At 40.2% G+C, this 18620-nt stretch carries 13 protein-coding genes; 7 read left to right on the forward strand and 6 right to left on the reverse strand.

Annotation, left to right across the window (positions count from 1 at the left end):
• Positions 1-2: 2 nt before the first annotated feature.
• The 3 genes from H6731_07075 to H6731_07085 all read right to left on the reverse strand — a co-directional run bounded on the left by H6731_07075 (position 3) and on the right by H6731_07085 (position 3419).
• Complete coding sequence (locus tag H6731_07075) at positions 3-1304, reverse strand: sodium:alanine symporter family protein (protein ID USN50030.1); 1302 nt, start codon at positions 1302-1304, stop codon at positions 3-5.
• 12 nt (positions 1305-1316) lie between these two features.
• The gene (locus H6731_07080; GenBank protein USN50031.1) at positions 1317-1703 is read right to left on the reverse strand and encodes a DoxX family protein; all 387 of its coding nucleotides are present in this window, start codon (positions 1701-1703) and stop codon (positions 1317-1319) included.
• An 81-nt stretch (positions 1704-1784) separates the two neighbouring features.
• A complete protein-coding gene (locus H6731_07085) occupies positions 1785-3419 on the reverse strand; it encodes a hypothetical protein (GenBank protein USN50032.1) in 1635 nt (544 codons plus the stop codon).
• 177 nt (positions 3420-3596) lie between these two features.
• Here H6731_07085 and H6731_07090 point away from each other — a divergent pair, with 177 nt between their 5' ends.
• The 5 genes from H6731_07090 to H6731_07110 all read left to right on the forward strand — a co-directional run bounded on the left by H6731_07090 (position 3597) and on the right by H6731_07110 (position 11699).
• Complete coding sequence (locus H6731_07090) at positions 3597-4850, forward strand: urea ABC transporter substrate-binding protein (protein ID USN50033.1); 1254 nt, start codon at positions 3597-3599, stop codon at positions 4848-4850.
• Positions 4829-7849 carry a hypothetical protein gene (locus H6731_07095; protein USN50034.1) on the forward strand — a complete coding sequence of 1007 codons (3021 nt, stop codon included), beginning with the start codon at positions 4829-4831 and terminating at the stop codon, positions 7847-7849. Before H6731_07090 ends, H6731_07095 begins: the two co-directional genes overlap by 22 nt.
• A gap of 193 nt (positions 7850-8042) precedes the next feature.
• Positions 8043-9608: an acyl-CoA carboxylase subunit beta gene (locus H6731_07100; protein ID USN50035.1), complete on the forward strand. Its 1566-nt coding sequence runs from the start codon at positions 8043-8045 to the stop codon at positions 9606-9608.
• A 12-nt stretch (positions 9609-9620) separates the two neighbouring features.
• A complete protein-coding gene (locus H6731_07105) occupies positions 9621-11144 on the forward strand; it encodes an acetyl-CoA carboxylase biotin carboxylase subunit (GenBank protein USN51954.1) in 1524 nt (507 codons plus the stop codon).
• Between the two features lie 144 nt (positions 11145-11288).
• Complete coding sequence (locus H6731_07110; GenBank protein ID USN51955.1) at positions 11289-11699, forward strand: acetyl-CoA carboxylase biotin carboxyl carrier protein subunit; 411 nt, start codon at positions 11289-11291, stop codon at positions 11697-11699.
• Positions 11700-11918: 219 nt separating this feature from the next.
• Here the strand turns inward: H6731_07110 and H6731_07115 are convergent, their stop codons facing one another.
• From H6731_07115 to H6731_07125, 3 genes are all read right to left on the reverse strand, one after another.
• Positions 11919-12977 carry an endonuclease/exonuclease/phosphatase family protein gene (locus tag H6731_07115; protein USN50036.1) on the reverse strand — a complete coding sequence of 353 codons (1059 nt, stop codon included), beginning with the start codon at positions 12975-12977 and terminating at the stop codon, positions 11919-11921.
• Between the two features lie 241 nt (positions 12978-13218).
• On the reverse strand, positions 13219-13746 hold the full coding sequence (def, locus tag H6731_07120; GenBank protein ID USN50037.1) for a peptide deformylase: 528 nt from the start codon (positions 13744-13746) through the stop codon (positions 13219-13221).
• 139 nt (positions 13747-13885) lie between these two features.
• On the reverse strand, positions 13886-15238 hold the full coding sequence (locus tag H6731_07125; GenBank protein USN50038.1) for a Glu/Leu/Phe/Val dehydrogenase: 1353 nt from the start codon (positions 15236-15238) through the stop codon (positions 13886-13888).
• A 277-nt stretch (positions 15239-15515) separates the two neighbouring features.
• Here H6731_07125 and H6731_07130 point away from each other — a divergent pair, with 277 nt between their 5' ends.
• Positions 15516-17366: a DNA topoisomerase VI subunit B gene (locus tag H6731_07130; protein USN50039.1), complete on the forward strand. Its 1851-nt coding sequence runs from the start codon at positions 15516-15518 to the stop codon at positions 17364-17366.
• Positions 17367-18494, forward strand: coding sequence for a DNA topoisomerase IV subunit A (locus H6731_07135; GenBank protein ID USN50040.1), 1128 nt, complete (start codon positions 17367-17369; stop codon positions 18492-18494).
• Positions 18495-18620 lie beyond the last annotated feature (126 nt).

Here is an 18620-nt window from a genome sequence, read left to right on the forward strand (position 1 = left end):
CATCATTTGTCATTGCGAAACACAAAGCTTGAAAGGGCGACCACTCCCACCATGTTGCATAAAAACATGAGATTGGTGGAGAAATCAGCAAGAAGCCAGATATTTTGGTCATGTACATAGGCGCCAAAGGGAATCAACAAGATAAAAATTACTTGAAAACTGTTGACCCATTTTTTTCCTACTAAAAATTCTACAGCTCGATTGGCGCAAAAGTTCCATGTGAGAATTGTTGTGAAGGCAAAGAAAAATAACGTAATGCTCACTATGTGGCCAGCATATGAACTGCCAAAACCGATGCGAAATGCTTCCATGCACATGGTGGTGCTTGGTAAGTGGGTGGCGTTGATAGCACCGGTAGTGATGAGTATGAGGCCAGTCATAGTGCACACAACCATGACGATGATGGGGGAGAGCACGCTTATAAGAGCTTGAGTATGACGGTTATCGTGACTTTTGCTGATGTCTCGTACTGCACCATGCAACATGGGGGCAAGGCCAAGCCCACAGTCGGTAGCAAAAAGCCCTCGATCAAAGCCAGAGCGCATAGCTTGTAAAATAGTAAAGCCTAAAAATCCTCCAGCTGCAGGAGTAGTGCCAAATGCTGAAGTGATAATAAGTTGTATTGCAGAATTAATGTTGCTGCGGAAAAAAACTAAAACGATCAGGCATGTGCCAATATAAGCAAAAGCCATCAAGGGTACCAAGGCAGAGACAACATGAGAAAAACGTTTTAGGCCACCAAAAATTACACCGCCGACAAGAGCAGATAAAATTAGAGCAAAACCCAAAGGAGAAAGTTGCAAATCTTTTATGGGCAGAGTTAGGGCATGTACTTGGACTAAATTTCCAACTGTTAATGCTGAGCTAATGGTGAATATGCAAAACAATGAAGCAAGTATCTTTGAGTGGATTCCATATTTGAGGTAAAACATGGGGCCACCAACCCATTCATGTTCTTTATTTTGTTTTTGAAAATGCACCCCTAAAAAACAGCCGACATATTTGGTAGATGCTGCCAAAATAGCCATGACCCACATCCACAGGAGAGCACCAGGTCCTCCAGTCATGAGGGCAACGGCAACTCCAGAAATATTTCCTGTGCCAAGGTTGCCTCCTAAAATTGCAGCCATTGCTCCAAAAGAAGAAATACTTCCTTTTTTTTCTTTGGTTGATAACAATAAAAAAGCTTGTTTAAGTTTTAATAACTGTACCAGGCGTAAGCGGACCGTGAGGTAGCCACCCACCACTATGATTATGGGAAAAAGCAGACCAAGAGTAATAGCTTCTTTGATGGAATTGAGCATGTTCAAAAAAACCTAGCGGATACCACGAAATAATTTATCTGCCGAATATGCACCAGGGCCACAGGCAAAAATTGTAGAAAAAGCCATTAAGTACAGGAAAGCCATTTCCTTTTTTTGAAAAGGATCTCCTCTGTGAATAACAAAGAATGCTACGCCCATGGCAAAAACCAAGGGGAAAGCAACATAGCGAGTGAAGAGCCCTATTACCACCAAGAGGGCACAGAGAAATTCAGCGGAAAGGGTCAGCGAAAGACTTAAAGTAGATCCCAGTCCAAGAGGATCTGGAAAGCTATGCATCTGTTTAGAAAAAGCCAAAAGTTTCGGCAGGCCATGACGCAGCGCCATGGTAGTACCAAATCCAAGCCGCAAAATTAGCAGTCCTAAAGAATTAAAATCCATTATGGCTCCTGTTTAAGGGAATTAGCTTCCTCATAGTGCAGTGAGACAGAATTGTAAGCATCAGAGCGTAGATTTTCTTTTCTATCCCAACAACAGTTGGTAATTTTGTTCCATTTGAATGAGTACGAGGGTAGAAAAATTCTGACTTAGTCTAATAGCCATATCTGTTTCGTAGTGATTGCCATCGATCAGTTTATCGGCAAGTTTTTCTGTAAAGTTTTTAGCAAAAATAACAAAATCTTTATCAAGGCATCCTGGTTTAGCAAAGAGCCTAAGCATTTCTTTGGATGAAATCTCAGCTAAGTGATTGTGGTGCCCAAAAAAGCTGTTGACTAAAAAGCGAGCAAAAATCGAGGCATGACTTAGAGTAAAATTGTTTTTGAGCATGTCATTAGTGCAACCCAAAATCTGTGGCCCAATAAAGAGAGAGCGAAATTTAATTTCATTGACGGCCTTAAGAGTCAGGTTTAGATCACTGAGCGAGGAAAAAAATCTCACTTCAAATTTATTTGCATCAAGCAAACCTTCATAAAAACGTGGCTCGGCTAAAACAAGCGCCTGTGCTACTTCTCGTAATGGGGAATCGAGTCTGATAAAAGTATCTCCCATCAGATAGTTTTCGCTGTTCTTTAGACTAAGAAGTAATTTTCGTAAGTTAGTGAGCGATGTTCGACCTACCCGTATCACATCTCTAATGGGGTTATCTAACAAAATTTTATAAGCATTCTCGATTGATCCCTGGCAGGCTTGAAAAAGGCCAAGCTCGAGGAGAGATTTTACGTATGAAGCGGAAGATTTTATTAAACTTGTATCGCCAAAATCATCAATCAGAGATGCGTGCATATTGATGCTTATGTAAGCAAGAGAATCAAGAAAGTATTGTCTTTCTTTTTGAGAAGCATCATTAAAGGCTTGTTGTAAAAAAGGATAGTTATCGTCAAATTCATCTAAGAACGCCTTTGTGGCAATCTCAAGCGTTTGATTAAAATTCTTGCTGCCTTCTTCATTGCATGAAGCATCAAGAGATTTTAATTGATTGGCACTGAGAGGAGCAAAAAACACGAGTCTTTCTTCTCTGGGTAAAATACCCATGTCAAGCATGCGGTTTTGTCTAAGGCGCAAGCTGGTTTCTTCCAAACCAGATGCAAGCTCAAAGCGAATATTTTCTAAAAGACCCAAAGCTCGTTTTAAATCTCGGCTGTACAAGGATTCTAAGTAGGCATGAAGCGATTGAGAAAGAGCTCGTTTTTCTTCACTACTGTCAAAACAGACAATAAAACGGCCGTCGGGCGACATGGAGTAAAGCTCTGAAAAATCGATAGGTTCTTCGCCGAGAGTCGTATCATAGATGCTGCTTGTCATTTTAAACATCAAAGCCAGAAGCTCGATATCGAGACCATGCATTTGATTAACTGCTCTTTGGCTGTCCGCGGCAAAGAGGAGAGAAAAATAAGTTCCTGCCTTTTGAGTTTCAACGGCGTCGCTTTGCCAAATCTCTAGGTCTAACCATTCTTGTACCTGCGAAGGACTGAGAAGCGCTATTAGATCCAGCGAGTCTTCGGCTCCAACTTCTCGTACGAGACCAATGATGTCATGAGCACTGAGACTTCGGACTAACTCAAGCGGCTGCGGGCTATCGATAATAGTGCAAATTCGCTTTTTAGCTGAAACGCTTTGTTGGTGCTCAAAAGTATTGGGAGTAGAAAATTTATTCATGAGGAAAATCTACATGAATGAAAATGTATGACAATGGGGAAAATATTTGACGATTTTTGGCTGGTTTTAGATTTTTGTGTAATATGTTTTTCGTGTAAATATTTAGGTGTTTTTATGTTTTTAATGCGATTTTTGTACTAAATTATTTATTGTTGTTTTTGTTTTGCGGTTTTATGTATGAAAAAAATATTAATTATACTTGCAGTAATATCAATTTGGGGAAGTCTTGGGGGCTGTAATAAAAGCTCTGAAGCAGAAAATAAAAAAAAGATTAAAGTCGGAGTGTTACACTCTGAAACTGGTTCAATGGCAACTGTAGAAAGGCCAGTTTTGGCAGCAACCTTACGAGCTATAGATGCAATCAACCAGGCCGGTGGGATTTTGGGAAGAAGTGTTGAAGCTGTAGTAAGAGATGGACGTTCAGATGAAAAATATTTTTCTCAAATGGCTAAAGAGCTGATTGAAAAAGAAAAAGTGTCAGCAATTTTTGGCTGCTGGACTTCTTCATCGCGAAAGGCTGTCAAAGAGGTCGTTGAAGATTATGCTCACCTTCTTATTTATCCTTTACAGTATGAAGGCGTAGAACAGTCGAAATATATATTTTACATTGGCATGACCGCAAATCAACAGATAATTCCTGCCATCGCCTGGATGATTAAACAAAATGGGCCAAAAGTGTATGTAGTTGGCAGCGATTATGTTTTTCCCCGTGTGGCATTTGAGATAATAAAAGATACATTAAAATCTTTTGATGGCCAGTTGGTCGGGTCTTCGTTCGTGCCTCTTGGTTCGAAAGATGTTCGACAGCCAATCGATGAAATCAAAAAACTAAAACCAGATGTAATTTTAAATCTTATTAATGGAGATACCAATCTGGTATTTTTCAGCGCGCTGCGTGAGCAGGGTATCACGCCAGATGTAATACCTACCATGTCATTTAGTATTACTGAAGAAGAAGTGAGGCTCTTGGGACACGGTTCAATGGTGGGTGATTATACTACCTGGAGCTATTTTCAAAGCATCAAGAGCAAGGAAAATGTAGAGTTTCTTGATAGCCTAAAACAGGCAATCAATCCTGAGTTAAAAGTGTTTGACCCTATGGAGTCTGCATTCAGCGGTGTTCGCTTATGGCATCAAGCGGTTGTTTCAGCCAAAAGTTGGCAACCAGAAGATGTTCGTGAAGCGCTTAAAGGTCAGTCTCTATTGGCTCCTAGTGGTGTTATCTACATTGATCCAAATACTCAGCATGCATGGCGTACGATCAGAATAGCGCAGATAAATAACAAGGGAGATTTCGGTGTCTTGTGGTCATCGCAAATGCCCATAGAGCCTGTTCCATTTATTTCGACACGGCCAAAGGAACAGTGGTCTAAATTGCTTGAAAATCTTTTCGAAGGCTGGGGTGGGCAATGGAGTTTAAAAATTCAATAAAATTCAGAAAATTTATTTCCGCGAGACCAAAGCTATGGCAATTCCTGCTGTTCTTGTTGTGCTTTGCTGTTGTGGTGTTTCACGTGACCTACCGCCTCAATGTGCATTTTAAGGAAAAAAGTCAACATAAAAAATTACAGGATTTCAATCAAAGCCTTTTTCAAAATAGTATTGCCATCGAAAAAGAGCTGACCTCACTCAAAGAAAAAGCTACCAGAATCGCTAAAAATCCAAAATTGATTGAGTTGCTCAATGCAAAGTCTGCCAACATCAACTATGCACAACTTAAAGATGATTTCGGGATATTAGGGTTGAGTATAGTAGATACAAGTTTAAATACCACCCTAAGCGTTGAAGCAGATGGAAAATTATTTTGGGTAAAGGATTCTTTAGCGAATGTATTTGAGTTTCTCATACCTCAATTAGTGGGTTTAGAGATTCCTAAATCAAACCCAAAAGCTTTATGGATTAAGATAGCGTGTCCTGTTTTTATATCAGATAAAGTATCTAAGATCGTTGTTTTAAGTCTGGAAGCTCCCGATCTAAGCACACAATTCTCAGGTGGCGATGATAATTCAAAAGAAAAATTTTCATTGTTATTTGAAAGTGACCAGGGTGTGGTCTTGATCAAAAAAAATCAGCTTTCTCATGAATTTGATGTGAAAACCCTACAGACTAATGAATCCCAAAATTTTCCTGCTACAAAAGCCCTTAAGGGTGTTTCGGGTTACAGCTTACTCGATGAAGGAAATCTGATTTTTTATCAGCCCGTAGTTCCTTTAAGAGCAGCCTTATTTTCTCAGCATCATGAGAGATCTTTTTTTAGTAAATGGCAAACAAATTATTTTCTCTTTAGTTTGTTGGTAGTTTTAATTTTATTTTTATATTTCTTAAATACTTTCATAAACTTGGTTTTACAGCGCTTGTTTAATTCTGAGAGATATTTCTACTTATTATTGGTAGCTATCATTTTGAGCTATGGTGCTTTTTTTAGTGTGTATTCATTTCACAAATACCAACAATACAACTCTAGCCTTGTGGACAAGGCGCAAAATGAATCTAAATCAATAATTGATAAAATGTCATCGTACAGTTCTGGACTCATTAAATATGTTAACTTTTTAGGAAGCTCTTTGGCGGAGGACATAGGTCAAGGAAAACTAGCTCGCCGGCTTGTGAACAGCCGTCTGACACGATTAATGAAAAATTATGAAGATCTCCACAGTATAGATGTTGCATTTCTAGATGAAAACTTGGAGTGGCCGAGTATAAAACGAGCTGAAAATCTCCAGCTACAATCTTATGACGCAAGAAATTTACCTAAAAATCAGTTGCAAGCTTACAAAAATTTTCTCTCTCAGTGCACAAAGGATCAAGTTCGTTGGAATGGACCTTATGTAGACAGCGATCAAACAGAGATAATTTCTTCTTGCCAACCGATACATAATCGCGCTCAGGAATTAATTGGATACGTGATTACAAGCCTGAAAATGGATGAAATTAGGGCTACAATAGGGCAGTTGTCTGTCTCTAATTTTGGCTATTTGATCGTGTTTGACTCTGATAATTCGATTTTATTTCATCCTTATCAGAGATTTGTGAGCGAAAAAAAGAGCCTCGATGAATTAGCACTTAAAACCGATGAGGGGAGTTTACGTTTTCTTGCTCGATATGATTTTAAAGATAAAAACGTGCTCATAGCTGATAAGAATTTTAATGACAGTCTATTTTTGAGGCTCTCCTATGTTAGTGGTCTTGACTGGCGATTAGCTTATATTTCGTTTCCGGATATTAACTTAGTAGACACAACTTCTTTTACTTGGTTTGGTTTAAATATCTATTTATGTGCTCTGATTCTATTATTGTTGCTTCAGTTTATCGGTATGATTTTCGTGTGGAAATCACGCAGTTTATTTATAGTTCGTATATGTACTGTGCTGATTTTAGCTTGTGTTCAAATAATTTTATGGTCTAAATTATCGAAGCTCGAATTTTATACCAATGAAAATGAAAAAGGTTTGATAGACACAGCCTCTACTGATCTCATTCTCACAAGTTATTTGGGAGATAAAGTTTCTGCTAAAAAAATTCCATTCGGAATACGCGTGGAAAATTATTTTACAAAAGATAACAAAACAGTCGAAATCACCGGTATTGTCTGGCAAGTGCTTGAAAATGAAAGCGATAAGCCAATCAACTTTTATTTTCAAGAAGCAATCGAAACAGACATTACTCCAGTGGGAAAATTCAAAATAGGAAAGGGAGTAAAGTGGGTATACGACTTTCATACAGCGGTCGTGGTCAATGAAGAAGCAACATATTACCCTTTTGATTTGAAGAAAATTTCTCTGACAGTTTCTCCTAGAAATATTTCGAGTCTAGTAGTCTTTGTGCCTGACTTCGATGCATATCCTCCTAGACACGAAGCCCCGTTTCTTGGTCTTTCAAAAGAGAGTTCAAAAAATAATTTGATATTCAATACAAAATTTGCCTTCCAAAAGAGTTTTCATGAGGGTGAAAGTAACGAACTTTACAGCAAAATTCCGGCACTCAATTTTAGCATTAATGAAAAAAGTAGCTTGACCAACGCTTGGGTGCTTTATGGTTTGCCGCTTCTAATTATTTTGGTTGCTCTTTTCATCGTGCTATTGCTCTTTCATAGAGAGATTCAGCCACTCAATCATACGATAGCTGCTTATTTAGCTCTTTTGTTTGCTCTTTTGCTTTTACATAGAAATTTCAGTTCGGTGTTTAACAGCAAGCAATTAATCTACATGGAAGTATTTTTCATAAGTTCATACTTCATGATCGTAATCCTGTTTTTGCTTACTTCACTTCGCTATCTTTCTAATCTTTCAGAAAAACAAAAATTTTTGATTGGTGGAAAGATAGTGATGAACTATTGGTCGATTTTATTTTCGATATGGCTAATTATCACTTTGGTATGGTTTTTTTCAGGGTGGGTTTATCTAAAACAAATATTACAAATTATTTTTTGAGCTCATCCAAAAAATTAAATCTTTAGAGAAGAGAATTGTTGTCCTAGATATACGATTGGAATAGCAGTTCTCGCTTGTCTTGGGCGCAATCACCTTGCCATAAGCTTGACGAAAAAAGAAAACTGCATCAATAAAGGGTGGTGAACAGCGGCGAAGTGAAAAAGCCTCTTTGCTCAAACCGAAGGCTTAGGTAATGAAGAATACCAAGGATCCCATTGGGGAATTGCGCGAGAACTTATTAGTAAAGAATCGAGAGGCTCGTCTAGGGGGCGGTAGTTCGCGTATTGAAAAGCAGCATTCTTTGGGGAAATTAACAGCTCGTGAGCGGATCGAGATACTTGTTGATCCCGGATCTTTTGTTGAGATGGATCGATTCCGAGTCCATCGATGCCGCAATTTTGGTATGGATGAAAAAAAGATTTTGGGTGATGGTTTGGTATCTGGTTTTGGGCAGATCGAAGGTCGCCAAGTTTTTGTCTATGCACAAGACTTCACTGTATTCGGAGGCTCGCTCTCAGAAGTAGTTGCGCAAAAAATTTGCAAGATCATGGATCTTGCCATGAAAGCCGGAGTTCCGGTGATTGGACTCTCCGACTCTGGCGGTGCTCGGATTCAAGAAGGAGTTCAATCCTTAGCTGGTTATGCCGAGATATTTTGTCGCAATACTTTAGCTTCGGGCGTAATCCCACAAATTTCTGTGATAATGGGGCCTTCTGCCGGAGGGGCGGTTTATTCTCCTGCGCTTACCGATTTTATTTTTATGGTGAGAGATACTAGCTACATGTTTCTTACCGGCCCGGACGTCATTAAAACTGTAACTCATGAATCGGTGACTATGGAGGAACTCGGTGGGGCTGTAACACATAACTCGAAGAGTGGCGTTGCCCATTTCGCTTTTGATAATGATTCTCATGCCTTAGATGCTGTGCGAAAACTGATTTCTTATTTGCCGCTCAATAATGCTGAAGATCCACCAAGTCAATCATGCATTGATGATCCACAAAGGCGTGATGAAAAATTAAAAACTATTGTTCCTTCGCAACCTAATAAGCCCTATGATGTGCGCGAAATTATTCAGTGTGTCGTTGATGAACGTCACTTTTTTGAAGTACAAGAATATTTTGCGCAAAATATGGTTGTTGGTTTTGCTCGTATGCAAGGGCAATCGGTTGGTATTGTGGCAAATCAACCTCAGGTCTTAGCTGGAGCTATTGACATTGATGCTTCCGATAAAGCTGCACGCTTTGTTCGTTTTTGTGATTGTTTTAATATTCCCATCATAAGTTTTGTCGATGTTCCTGGTTTTTTGCCTGGTACTGCTCAAGAATTTGGTGGAGTAATTCGTCATGGTGCTAAACTTCTTTACGCTTATGCTGAAGCAACTGTTCCAAAAATCACTGTGATCCTTCGTAAAGCTTACGGTGGTGCATACTGTGTCATGGGCCCTAAACATTTACGAGCTGATTTGAATTTTGCGCTACCAACTGCTGAAATAGCTGTAATGGGAGCTCAGGGTGCTGTTAATATCGTGATGCGTGAAGAAATTAATTCAGCCCAGGATAAGGAACTCGCTTTCAAAGAGCTCAGTGAAAAATATCGTGAGCAGTTCCAAAATCCATACCGCGCAGCGGAACTAGGCTATATTGATGAAGTAATTTTGCCTGAGGAAATGCGTCCACGTTTTTGCCAGGCTCTTAATTTATTGCGTAACAAACGTGATGGAATCCCTTCGAAAAAGCACGGCAATATTCCTCTTTAAAAAGGTTTCATGATGAAGAATCGCAAAATAAAAAAAGTTTTGGTAGCCAATCGAGGAGAAATCGCGGTGCGTGTGATGCGTACGTGTCGCGATTTGGGGCTAGAGACAGTTGCTGTTTATTCTGATCCTGATCGTTCAGCTCTTCACGTGCGTTTTGCCAGTGAAGCTTATCACATTGGCAGTGCAAGCCCTAAAGAAAGCTACCTCAATATCGAGAAAATAATTGATGTCGCTAAAAAATCAAAAGCTGATGCTATTCATCCAGGTTATGGATTTTTATCAGAGAATCCTCAATTTGCAGAAGCGGTGAAAAAAGCTGGGTTGATTTTGATCGGTCCAAAAAGTTCCTCGATGGAAGCCATGGGAACTAAAACTCGAGCGCGTCAGGTTATGATAAAAGCAGGAGTGCCGGTTGTTCCTGGATTAGAAACTCCTGTCAAAGATGAAGCCGAGGCCAAAAAAATTGCTATTGAAATTGGTTTTCCTGTCATGCTTAAAGCCGTCTATGGTGGAGGCGGCAAGGGTATGCGCAAGGTTGACCGAGAAGAAAATTTTATATCAGCGTTTCGTATGGCCCAAAGTGAAGCGAGAAATTCTTTTGGTAATGATGAAGTTTATATCGAAAAATTTCTCAACAAACCTCGCCATATTGAGATGCAGATCCTTGCAGATATGTATGGCAATGTTGCGGCTTTTGTTGAACGAGAGTGCTCTGTTCAGCGTAGACATCAAAAATTGATCGAAGAATCCCCAAGCCCATTTGTGGATCAAAAGATGCGCGAAAAAATGGCTGAGGTCGCTAAAAAAGCTGCGCTGGCGGTCGATTACATAGGTGCTGGGACCATTGAGTTTTTGGTGGATGATCAAAAAAATTTCTATTTCATGGAAATGAATACGCGCTTGCAAGTGGAGCACCCCATTACCGAGATGGTGAGTGGTCTTGATTTGGTCGCTGAACAAATTGACATTGCCGAAGGAAAAGAACTGAGCGGTTATGATTTTATTAAGAACTTTAATGGTTGGGCAATGGAAGCACGTGTTTGCGCTGAAGATCCTGCCAGGGATTTTGTGCCTACTCCGGGACCCGTAAATCATTTACGTGTGCCAGGAGGTCCTTATACACGCACTGATTCAGGGATTTATGCAGGCTCAGAAATTACACCAGATTACGATCCGATGATTGCCAAATTAGTTGCATGGGGACCAAACAGAGATATTGCAAGACGACGTCTGGATCGAGCGCTGATGGAATTTGCGCTCAAGGGATGCACTACCAATACAATGTTTCTGCGCCAAATTTTGGCATTTGAGCCTTTTATTGATGGAAGCTATGATACCAGTGTTATTGCAAAATATTTTAAAGAAACTCCAACGTGGTATCACAACGAGCATAAAATAGTAGCATTGCTAGGGGCCGCCATATTCAGTTTCGAGAAAGAAAAAAAACTTTCATCCCAAATTAGTATAGGTAAAAAAAATAATCCGGAAGCGAGCATTTCTAAATGGCGCACCACGAACCCGTACAAAATTTTTTAGAAGGTAAATTCAATGGCCAAAATGACCTTTATCGGAGTTGCAGACAGTCAAGAACACCGAGTGGTAGTAGATGATCATGATCGGGATGATGGAATTTATAGCGTTGAGCTCGACGGAAAAAATTATCTCGTAGATGCACAGACAATGCCCTCTGAAATCGTGACCGCATTGATTGATAACAAAAGTTACGATCTGGAGGTAGATGATCAGGACCAATCAAGCGATCCTCTTGATGGTCGCCTTACCATTAGAGTGAGAGGGCGTATTGTACGGCTTGAAATGCTTGAAGAGCGACGCAAAAAAATGAAAGACGCGCAGAGCTCTCAGTTCTCCCACGCGGGTTTGGCGCAAATTCAATCTCCAATGCCGGGTAAAGTTTTGCGTTACTTGGTAAGTGAAGGTGATGAAGTTAAAGAAGGCCAGGGAATAGTGGTGATTGAGGCAATGAAGATGGAAAATGAATTGCAATCACCTAAAGAGGGGCTTGTGAAATCAATTAGCTCATCTGAGGGAGCAACGGTTAGCAGTGGTGCTTTGTTGATGGTGATCGAATAGTCGATAAACTACTTATAAGACTTATTTACCAACTGTTTTTTGTCTCACTTCTTTATGGTTTAGTAAAATTTCATAAATATTATCGATTGTTCCTGCACTTTTATGAAGCTTGGGATATGTGCTGCATAATTTTTTCTCACGAGTACCTCGTGTAGGTCGCGGCCTCGTTCGAAAAATATCTAAGAAGGTTCTGGTTTGAAACGTACAAAAAATTTCCTATCAAAGCTTCGAAAATTTAATACGTGCATACACAGGTAAATGGTCTGAGGCCAGTTCTGCTTCTTTTACTACTCTAAATTCCAAGAAAGAGAGGCTAGCCTTGCTGATGTAGATATGATCAAGTCGCCGATCGGGCATATTGCTTGGAAAGGTATAAAGATCGAATGGATTATTATTTTTGCTCTTTGGTGCGATCGCGTACATCTCTGGTGCATGTTTAAAAAACCAGGTAAAAGTGCTGTCTTTATCAAAGTGAGCATCAGGATCGTCTAAGAAACCATCTTTTTTAGGAGCATCTGGAAGCACTGTGTTGAAATCACCAGCTAAGATGATCGGAGTATGTATGCTGTCCATATATTTTTTGGTTTCTTGAATTTGTTTTTCGCGAGCTTGGGTTTCCCAGGCTTCAAAGTGAACATTGAGTAAGGCGATTGTTTTATCTCCAATTTGTACATCGACGCGCTCGATTCCGCGATCGATGTAGCCCCAGTTGTACCAGAAGGGATAAGATTCAGGTTTGTCAAAAATGATGCGTTGATGGTTTTTGAGAGGAAAGCGCGAGAGTACGCAATTGGCTGCGCGTACATATCCTATGTGATGAGCAGGAGGCCAAAAAGGAAAAGGTACATAGTTTTTCTCCCACACCGTTGCGCAAGCATGGAAGGCATGTCCTGTTCTTTTTTTGATAAATTCAATCTGATCAATACGATAGGTTCTATTAGAATCCAGATCTACTTCCTGCAGTAAAAAGATATCGGCATCCATTTTGCTCATCGCGTTGGCAATCATGTTTAGCTGTTTTTCAGTGGTGGCCTTATCACGATGATCCCAAGCCTGTTCTTTTACCCCTTGACCGTGACCGATATTGTAAGAAGCGATGCTGAATGTATTTTTGGCTGCAGGTATAACGGCATTGTTATCGGCTACGGTATCCAGTTTGGAAAATGTGGGAAGCTGATCGCCCACCGCCCACCAAACAAAAAAGCCAAGACCAATCGCTAGGGCAAAAATTAACGAGACAGTGTATCGAAATAGAGAAACAGCCAGACGTCTATGCATAATCGCTACCTTTCTAAAAAAAATAAATTTCTAAAATCTTGATTCTTTCTGCGAGTTTTTTGATAGCAAGCTTGTAAGACTTAAAAAAATGCTTGCATCTATTTTCTCCTAGAAAGGGTGCATGCTGCAAAAGCACCAAACATGCCTTTCAACATAAAGAACTGCACCAATAATCCATTGCTAATTTTTGAATTTAGTATTCCAGGATTGCCAAGCATGCAAGCAAGGCCTTGGATAGAGGTTATTCTTCAGAGGATAGTTCTTTAAGTTTTTGCAATTTTTTTCTGATGAAATCTCTTTTTAAGGGACTTTGATAGTCAACCCACAAAATGCCATTGAGATGATCAAGTTCATGTTGAAAACAACCACCCAAATAATAGAAAGCCTCGCGCTCCTTATGCTCACCTTTCTCGTTTTGATAGCGCATTACTACAGTGTAAGCTCGCTTCACTTTGCCTCTAAAGCCTGGAATTGACATGCAGCCTTCTTCCCATGAAAAACTGCCTTCTTTGTGTATTATTTCAGGATTGACGAAAACTTCTTTGCCATTTGTGCCGTTGCCTTCATTGTGCTCAGGGGGAATATCGATCACAAAAACTCGTTTTAAAACACCAATTTGCGGTGCAGAAAGGCCTGCCATGGGTTCGGCATCCATGGTGTCAGAAATATCACGAATCAAACTTTGAAGTTCTTCACCAAAGTCATCGACTGATTCTGATATCTTTTTTAATTGCGGGTCGGGCCAAATTAGTATAGGTTTTGTGGTCATGAGAAAGCCTTAAAAAATATGTAGTTCATTTGATATAATATAGGGTTTTTAAGATTGTTCAATAGTGTTTAATCGGCAGCTATCGCATCAAAAAACCAGCATTTTTTTATTGTGCTGGTTTTTCATGAGAAAAATTTGCTTAGGGCCAAATTCCACGACGGCTATAGACTTCTTGGAGGCGCTCTAATGCAATAGCGTAACAAGCCATTCGTATATTAATTCGTCCGAGTCGGGATTTTTCAGAAGCAAGTTGATAGGTTTGGAGCATCCGTGCTTCGAGACGAGAACGCACATCAGAAATGTCCCAGCTTTCACTGCGTTTGTTTTGGAGCCATTCAAAATAACTTGCAACCACGCCACCAGAATTAGCTAAGATATCAGGTATCAAGTCTATGCCACGTTTTTCAAGAATCGCTTCCCCCTCAAGATCGGTGGGTCCATTGGCTCCTTCTACAACAACCCTGCACTGCATAGTTTTTGCTTCATTTTCACGAATTTGTAATTCGGTAGCAGCTGGAACAAAAATATCGCACTTGAGTGCAAAAAATTCTTCACGAGAGATGGCGCGCCCCCCAGGGTATCCTTTAAGGCTTCGATGAACACGGCAATATTCAGCTAATTTATAAGGATTAAATCCTTCTGGGTGAATAAAATAACCAGTGTGATCCCCTACAGCAGTAAGACTGACGCCCATTCGTGATAGGATCATCGCGGTATGTGAGCCTACATTACCAAAACCCTGAACAGCTAGAGTAGCACCAGCAAGATCAAAATTTTTTTCCTTAGCCCATTGGCAAATGCAATGAACAATGCCTCGTCCGGTAGCTTCTTCTCGACCAGGAGTACCGCCACACACAATAGATTTACCCGTTACAACACCTTTGACAGCTTGTTTGTCGCAAGCTGAGACCATGTTGCTGTAGGTATCCATCATCCAGTCCATGATTTGGGAGTTTGTACCCATATCTGGAGCAGGAATATCCCAGTCCGGCCCTATATTTGAACCCAAAGAATGAGTGAATCTGCGAGTGATACGCTCGATATCCTCGATGTTGTGCTCACTAGGGTTAAATTTAACTCCGCCTTTGCCACCCCCAAAAGGCAAATTTTGTAGGGCACATTTCCATGTCATCCAGGTGGACATGGCCTTGCATTCATCGAGATATACGTCTTGATGGTAACGAAATCCTCCTTTGAAGGGCCCTAAAATATTATTGTGTTGAACTCGGTATCCCTTGAATAGGGCAATTTTTCCATTGGTCAGCTTTACAGGGAAATGGATAATAAGTTCATTTTTTGGCTGTAGCAGTATTGTTTTTAGTGCCGAATCAATTGAAACGCACTTAAAGGCTTGATTGAGTTGTTCTGCTGCAAGGTGAAAGAGGTTGTCCGCATCATTTGGCGCTTCTTTTTCTGCTGCATCATCTGTATCAATAATTTGGCTTTTTTTGTTTGTGATATTTTTTTTAGGGCATATCTGTGCATCGCTCATTTTGCAGTCCTTGGTTACTAGAGTCACCGATCAGAGTTTACAAAAACACTTTTATTAGTAGTTGGAAGGGGGCAGATCTATCTACTTTTTGCTTTTTTTGCTTTGCTTTATTTGCTTTCAGTAGAAGTGTACGACTATTTAACTATAGCCCAATGAAGAATATTGGTAAAAAATGTGAAGGCCAAAAGATAGTTTTAAGCATTATATCTGGTCTTTGGTTTTCATAGGCTCTCGTGTATGATCAAAGGGCGCAATAGAAAAATTTGGAGTTAATTAAATGGCCACAAATAAAGTTGGGGTTGAAGATGCCGGAACTATGGCCAAAAAAATTCGTGAAATTTCCATTTCAGAATTTTTTGCCAAAAATAGGCATTTATTAGGATTTGATAATCCAACCAAGTCGTTATTAACGACAGTCCGGGAGGCTGTTGATAACGCTCTGGATGCATGTGAAGAAGCTCGAATTTTACCTGACATTCGTGTAGAAATCCAAGAAGTGAAGGAAGGCAGGTATAAGGTATCGATCGAAGATAATGGACCAGGTATTATTAAGTCTCATTTGCCAAATATCTTTGCTAAGTTGCTGTATGGGTCAAAGTTCCACCGTCTTAAGCAAAGCAGAGGGCAGCAAGGCATAGGTATTTCGGCTGCCGTCATGTATGGCCAAATGACCACTGGAAAATCAGCTGAAGTAATATCCAAAGTGGGAAAATCAAAACAGATTCATCGATTGCTTCTGCAGATAGATACCAAAAAAAATGCGCCAAAAATTGTCAGTGATACGCAAATTACCGATAAACACTGGTTGGACAAAATTTCGGGCACAAAAATTAGTGTTGAGCTTGAAGGAGCCTACAAGGAAACCAGGCATGGAGTTCTATCCTACATTCGGCAGAGTGCTCTTTCAAATCCACATGCGCAACTTTCCTTCATTGATCCAAAAGGACATGAGTATGTCTTTCCGCGCATTATTGCTAAGCCACCAGTCGACCCAAAAGAGATCAAGCCTCATCCTTTAGGAATTGAACTTGGCACGCTGATGCAATTTCTGCATGATGCGAAGAATCAAACTTTAACAAAATTTTTAAGCACAGAATTTTGTCGTGTAAGTGATGAGATAGCCAAAGAAATTTGTGAAAGAGCCAAGCTTAGTCCTCGAATGCGATCGGATAAAGCAGGGCGTACTGAGGCAGAAGCAATTTTTAAATCAATTCAAGAAACGAAGCTTTCGGGTCCTCCAACCAATTGTCTTTCTCCGCTTAATGAGGAAGCGATTACCAAGGCTTTGTATTGGCTTTTTGTTGAGTCAAATCGTAGGCGGGCTTTGGAGAAAGAATCAGATTTGAAAGAATTAAATGCCCAGGTGCTTGCTGCTCCCAAGCCTGCGGTAAAGAAAGCATCCAAAGCAAGCAAACAGGCAGAATTTAATTTTGAAGCTCAAGCAGAAGCTTCTCAAACTTCTACTGCGGATAAAGTGGAAGAAAAGATAGAGCAGTTTACCGATACAAAAGAGCAAGCAGTGCTCGATGAAGAACAGGGTTTTTTTGTGACGGCGGTCACTCGTCCTCCTAGTGTTTATCGTGGAAATCCATTTCAGATTGAGGTAGGGCTTTTTTATGGTCGCTCTTTGCCCGCAGATGAATTGGTACAGGTTTATCGCTACGCAAATCGAGTTCCATTGCAATATCAAGCGGCCGCCTGCGCTATGACTAAAGCTGTAATGTCTGTGCCTTGGAAGTCTTATGGGCTTCAGCAATCTCGCGGAGCTTTGCCTGTGGGGCCCTTAGTCATCATGATTTCCATGAGTTCTGTGTGGGTGCCTTACACATCTGAATCAAAAGAAGCAGTAGCCCATTACCCAGAGATAATAAAAGAATTGCGCTTGGCTTTGATGGAAGCCGGGCGTCGTTTGCAGCGTTTTTTAAATAAGCGAAAACGTCACTCAGATGAAGCAAAGAAACGTTCATACATCGAAAAATATCTTGGTCCCATTCAAGAAGCCTTGAGTGAAATATTGGGCAATAAAATTGCTAAACCACAGCAACTATCGGAAGACTTAGAATTTATATTAGAAAAGGGTCGAGCTCATAAAGCGGTGAAAATGGCCAAACATCATATAGGAAAATAAATGGCGAAGAAACGATTGAGCAGTAAAGATGATGCTAATACTTTGGCAGTGATTCAGCAGGCGGCATTAAAAATTCATGAGGCTATAACTAAGCGTAAAGCGCCAGAAATGAAATTGCCTGTACGATCTTTGGCAAATGTTACTTACAATAAAACTAAAGGCTTTTTTGAAATTGGAAAGAGCATCAAAAAAAGAACCTTGAGCGTAAATACTGTTAAAACTTTTGCTCAAACACTTAAGATGATGTGTTTGAGTAGAGATTTGGTGCAGGCAGATGACTTTGCTACCAAACGAGATGCTTACTATCAATCAAAAAATTGGGGAGAAGCACGTTTTTTGGATCAGCCCGAATCCGATACTGTCATGGATGATATTGAGGCTATGTTTGCAATCGAGGGTGTATCGCGCGAACAATTGCGCTTTGTGCCTGACCAGCATGGTGGTGCTGTAGCTGGTGAGTTGAAAGTTATCGATTATAATCTTGAAAGCGGTGAGAAAATAGAAATCGATTGCACAAAATTTGGTTCGGGTGCCTATGCTGTTCCTTCTTGGGTTGAGCATCTTGAATTTAAAACCAACGCAAAATTTATTTTGTGTATTGAAACTCAAGGTATGTTTCAACGTTTGCAAAGCCACAATTATTGGCGCAGAGCAAATTGTATTTTGGTAAGCATGGGTGGGGTTCCTACACGAGCATGCAGAAGATTTGTACGCAGACTTTCTGAAAGCGCTAAGCTGCCTGTTTATGCTTTTACCGACTGTGATCCTTATGGAATTGGAAATATCTATCGTACTTTGAAAGTGGGCTCGGGAAATGCAGCTCACATCAATCGCTTTTTTTGTGTGCCGCATGCAAAATATTTGGGGCTTACGCCTGATGATATCGAGCACTATGGATTAGAAAAGGCAACACATCCTCTTGAAGAGCAAGATAAAAAACGGGCTCATGATGCATTAAAAAATGATCCCTTTTTTCAAGCTTATCCCGCGTGGCAAAAAGCTTTGAAAAAATTGCTCAAAATGCAGGTGAGAGCGGAACAGCAAGCTTTGAGTTTGCATGGGCTTAATTTTGTGATGGAAGAATATCTGCCTGACAAACTTAAAAATATAAAAAATTTCTTGCCATAAAGGTTTTAAGTATATGAGCGCGGATTTGCTTGAAGAAAAAGTTAGAAAATTGTGTATCGATCAAATTCAGCGTCATATATTTTTATGTGCAGTAGCATTTTTAGGGTGCTTGTACATGGGCAAAAA

It is taken from the genome of Myxococcales bacterium, assembly GCA_023898405.1.
GTDB lineage: Bacteria > Myxococcota > UBA727 > UBA727 > JABDBI01.